This is a genomic window from Methanotorris formicicus Mc-S-70, from assembly GCF_000243455.1.
Taxonomy (GTDB): domain Archaea; phylum AGJL01; class Methanococci; order Methanococcales; family Methanococcaceae; genus Methanotorris; species Methanotorris formicicus.
Window position 1 is genome coordinate 1 of sequence record NZ_AGJL01000083.1, and the last position, 3,975, is coordinate 3,975.

4 protein-coding genes and 1 pseudogene are annotated in these 3,975 nt (G+C 31.3%); 1 reads left to right on the plus strand and 4 read right to left on the minus strand.

The genetic code is table 11. From position 1 onward, the window contains the following. Positions 1–148 precede the first annotated feature (148 nt). Positions 149–343, plus strand: a pseudogene (locus tag METFODRAFT_RS09205) (HD domain-containing protein); the annotation flags it as partial. Between the two features lie 22 nt (positions 344–365). Here the strand turns inward: METFODRAFT_RS09205 and fsa are convergent. From fsa to METFODRAFT_RS09225, 4 genes are all read right to left on the minus strand, one after another. Beyond that, on the minus strand, positions 366–1,019 hold the full coding sequence (gene fsa / locus METFODRAFT_RS09210) for a fructose-6-phosphate aldolase (protein ID WP_007045343.1): 654 nt from the start codon (positions 1,017–1,019) through the stop codon (positions 366–368). A 145-nt stretch (positions 1,020–1,164) separates the two neighbouring features. Continuing rightward, on the minus strand, positions 1,165–2,244 hold the full coding sequence (gene hypD, locus METFODRAFT_RS09215; RefSeq protein WP_007045344.1) for a hydrogenase formation protein HypD: 1,080 nt from the start codon (positions 2,242–2,244) through the stop codon (positions 1,165–1,167). Further along, complete coding sequence (locus tag METFODRAFT_RS09220; protein WP_048115850.1) at positions 2,241–2,981, minus strand: uroporphyrinogen-III synthase; 741 nt, start codon at positions 2,979–2,981, stop codon at positions 2,241–2,243. The genes hypD and METFODRAFT_RS09220 overlap by 4 nt, the downstream gene beginning before the upstream one ends. A gap of 97 nt (positions 2,982–3,078) precedes the next feature. Beyond that, complete coding sequence (locus METFODRAFT_RS09225; protein WP_007045346.1) at positions 3,079–3,726, minus strand: hypothetical protein; 648 nt, start codon at positions 3,724–3,726, stop codon at positions 3,079–3,081. Between the last annotated feature and the right edge of the window lie 249 nt (positions 3,727–3,975).

Below are 3,975 nucleotides of genomic sequence, written 5' to 3' on the forward strand. Positions count from 1 at the left end.
CTCTGACAATAGAAGAAAGAGCATATAAACAATTGCATTCGCTTTTTTGAGAATATTCTCACCATAAACAATTTTTATTCGAAAAATAGTAAAATGTTGTGGTAGAAATATCTTATCATAAATGCTATATCATTATATTCGAATATGCTTGCGAAAGTCCTATATAAAAGAAGGAACAAAAAAACCCATACATATTGAGATTACCTTATCAAATGAAGCAGGAATCTTCCAAATCCAAGAAGTTTTAGGAAAAAAGATAAAATGGAGTGGAATTAAAGATTATGTCTCAGTATATGCAAAAGTTATAAAAGAAAAGCCTGTTTTCGAAGAAATAACACTATAATTATTTATTTTGCTTTATTTTTTTATTTTTTGTTTTTTAAGTAGTTTTCCCAATCTTTCATAAATCTCTCTATTCCAATGTCTGTTAATGGGTGTTTAAACATCTTATCCATTACATCAAATGGTACCGTTGCAATATCTGCCCCAATTCTCGCTGCCTCTAAAACATGTGTTGGATGCCTTACTGATGCAACAATAACCTCTGTTTTTATATCATAATTTCTGTAGATTTTAACAACATCCTCAATCAACTTCATCCCTTCATGCCCAATGTCATCCAACCTACCAACAAATGGAGATACATAAGTTGCTCCTGCCTTTGCTGCTATTAATGCTTGCAATGGTGAGAAAACCAATGTAACGTTTGTTTTTATTCCTTCTTTTGATAAGACATTAACTGCTTTCATTCCTTCTTTTGTCATTGGTATTTTTATAACAACATTATCTGCCAAACTTGCGAGTTCTCTTGCCTCTTTAATCATCCCTTCCGCATCTAAGGAAACAACCTCAGCACTAACAGGACCGTCAACAATTTCGCAGATTTCTTTTATAACACTGTGGAAATCTTTACCTTCTTTTGATATCAATGTTGGGTTTGTGGTGACTCCATCAACCAATCCTAATTCAACAAACTTTTTTATTTGCTCTACATTTGCAGTGTCTAAGAAAAACTTCATCCTCTCACCTTTTTAATTTTGCAATATAATAAAATCAAAATCCCATATATAAATTTTTAATTCATTGGAGTTTCCCATACTTATATAAGAAACTTTTAGAAAAAAGTTTCATCAAAAAGGATGCTCGGTGATGCCCCTTAGTTTCTTATACTAATTTCCTATACTTATAAAATATCCTACATGTCCCCTCATCAGAAACCATGCAACTTCCAACAGGATTTAAAGGAGTGCATACAGTTCCAAACAACGGACAGTCAGTTGGAAACTTTTCCCCTCTCAATATTTTATCACAGATGCAACCTTTTGGTATCTTCTCCTTTATTGGAGGAACTTCCTCCACCTCAAGAATATCAAATTTTTTATATTTTTCTTTCAATCCTAAACCACCATTTTTAATAACTGGGAATCCTCTCCATGGAATGTCTATTGGTTCAAAAACCTCATTCATGATTTTTTGGGCTATTACATTACCCTCCTCTCTAACTGCTCTTTTGTATTCATTCTCTACCTTTGCCTCCCTATTTATTATTTGCTTTAAAATCATGATTATTGCCATTAAAACGTCTATTGGCTCAAATCCAGCAACAACCATTGGGGCATTGTATTTTTTGCATGGTTCATAGTAGGGCTTTAGTCCAGTTATTGTTGAGACATGCCCAGGACAGATAAATCCATCTAAATTAACATTCCCCTCATTCAACAAAAATTCCATTACTGGGGGGGTTTGTCTATGGCAATTTAAGATATAAAAGTTTATATCTTTATTTTTATTTTTGAGACTTATAAGTTCCGCACCTGTTGTTGGGGCGGTTGTTTCAAAACCTATTGCAACAAAAACAACTTTATTATCTTCCTTTGCTATTTTCACAGCATCACTTATGCTATAAACAATCCTAACATCACACCCCTCTGATTGTGCCTCCATTAATGATTTTTCACTTCCTGGAACTCTGTACATGTCTCCCAATGTTGTTATTGTATAGTTATTTTCTGCCAAATATATTGCTGTGTCTATCTCTTTCTGCGTTGTGACACAAACAGGACATCCAGGGCCAGGGATTACAGTTATATTTTCTGGCAAAACCTCCCTAATTCCATATTTACAAATTGTGTGCTCATGAGAACCGCAAACATGCATTATCTTAACATCATCCACTTTTTGAGAGAGTTTGTTTATTGTTTCTATTGCCTTTTTTATTATTTGTTTGTCGTTGATGTTTATCATTCTTTCACCAATTTATTTTTAATAACTTCCAACATCCCCTCAATGGTGTATTCTTTTGGCGTTAATGCATCAAATCCAAATTTATTTATCTCCTTCTTTGTTATCGGACCTATTGCAACAATATGCTGGTTTTTCAATAATTCTTTGAGTTCGTTATCTACATTTTTAAAGAAATTCCTTGCGGTTAAGCCACTTGTGAATGTGAGGATTATCTTTTTATCTTTTCTATTTTCCTCTTTTATTATTTCTTTTAATTTTTCCAATTTTTCCTTTATATCCTTTGGTTCCTCTGAGGTATAGACAAAGAGTAAATCCACATTTAAGTTGTTCTTCAAAACATCTCTTGTTGATGGTGTCGTTGGAATTAAAAACCTTTCATTTCCATTGATTATTTTCTTTAACTCCTCCAACAATCTTTCAGCAGTATATTCCTTTGGAACCACATCTGGATATTTTCCAAAATACTTCTCAAACGCCTTAGCAGTTTTAATTCCAATTGCACCAATTTTTTTATTTTTGACTTTCTCTTTTTCTTTGTCATCTATTATGTTATATAATCCTTTTACACCACTCGGGGAGGTAAAGAGAATCCAACCATAGTTATCAACATCAATTTTAACATCCGTTTTGTAAATTAACTCCAATGTTGGGATTAAGATTGGCTCAAAGCCATTATCTTCCAATAACTTAGCAAAATAACCTGATCTTTCCTTTGGTCTTGTTATTACTACTTTCATTTTATCACATTTTTGTACTATTAATAAGTAGAGGTTTAGAATAAAATATATATCTATTTTTTTCATTATTATTTGTTAGTTATGGAAGGTTATAATGTCACTTAACTAATGGTAAACCTATACTATGTCCTTTGTATTCAAAATACACATAAATTTTGTCCCCATAATCAGTAACACTATAGTTGAGTAAGTTTGGATTATCTTTTTTGATGTCGTCAAAATACGCATTAATTATGTTGGCATTAATGTTTTCTTTTTTTCTAAAAATCCATACGTATTTGGTTTTGTTATTTTCAATGATTTCGGCAATAACACTATCCTCGCTATAAATAACAACATCTTTAAAACTTTGTGGTACAAGTTTAATTAAATCATTTGGGGCGGGTTTTTTTAATTTGGCATTGCCCTTTACCACACAGCCGTTATAGTAAGTATAGTTATTAATTTTAAAGTATTTTAATGTAGAAGCAAAAGGTATCTTTACAGCAAAAGATTCTTCGTTACTACCAACATAGATTCCATTGATAAATACCAAAAGATTCTTATAAATCCCTGGTAGGTTGTTCATATTATCCTTATCTGCCATAATCATATTATGGTCTATATATACAAATTCACTGAATGGAGCATTTTCAATAACCTCATCTACGGATTTTGCACCCCCAATATTCTCATATAAATACCATCCAGCAATAACCACTGGCAGAACATTTATTAATATGAAAAATAGAATAGATTTCCTCAAAATCCCACCCAAATAAAAACTATATAACTATTTCGAATTTTACTAAAATTTATTTATATATTTCAAAATTCTTAAATGCTGTATTTGTCTTAAAATTTATTGAAGTATTTTTTAATATAATGACCCTAATTCCCATCACACATTTAGATATATAATTACAATGTGGAAATAGTTAGATACTATTAAGTTTTAGCAATTGAAGTAATAACCATTATTAACAAACTTACCTAAATTTAACATCATACAACG

Bases quoted from the DNA above. Each gene is read 5' to 3' on its own strand.
- fsa (WP_007045343.1), bottom strand. From the start codon at position 1,019: ATGAAGTTTTTCTTAGACACTGCAAATGTAGAGCAAATAAAAAAGTTT.
- hypD (WP_007045344.1), bottom strand. From the start codon at position 2,244: ATGATAAACATCAACGACAAACAAATAATAAAAAAGGCAATAGAAACA.
- METFODRAFT_RS09220 (WP_048115850.1), bottom strand. From the start codon at position 2,981: ATGAAAGTAGTAATAACAAGACCAAAGGAAAGATCAGGTTATTTTGCT.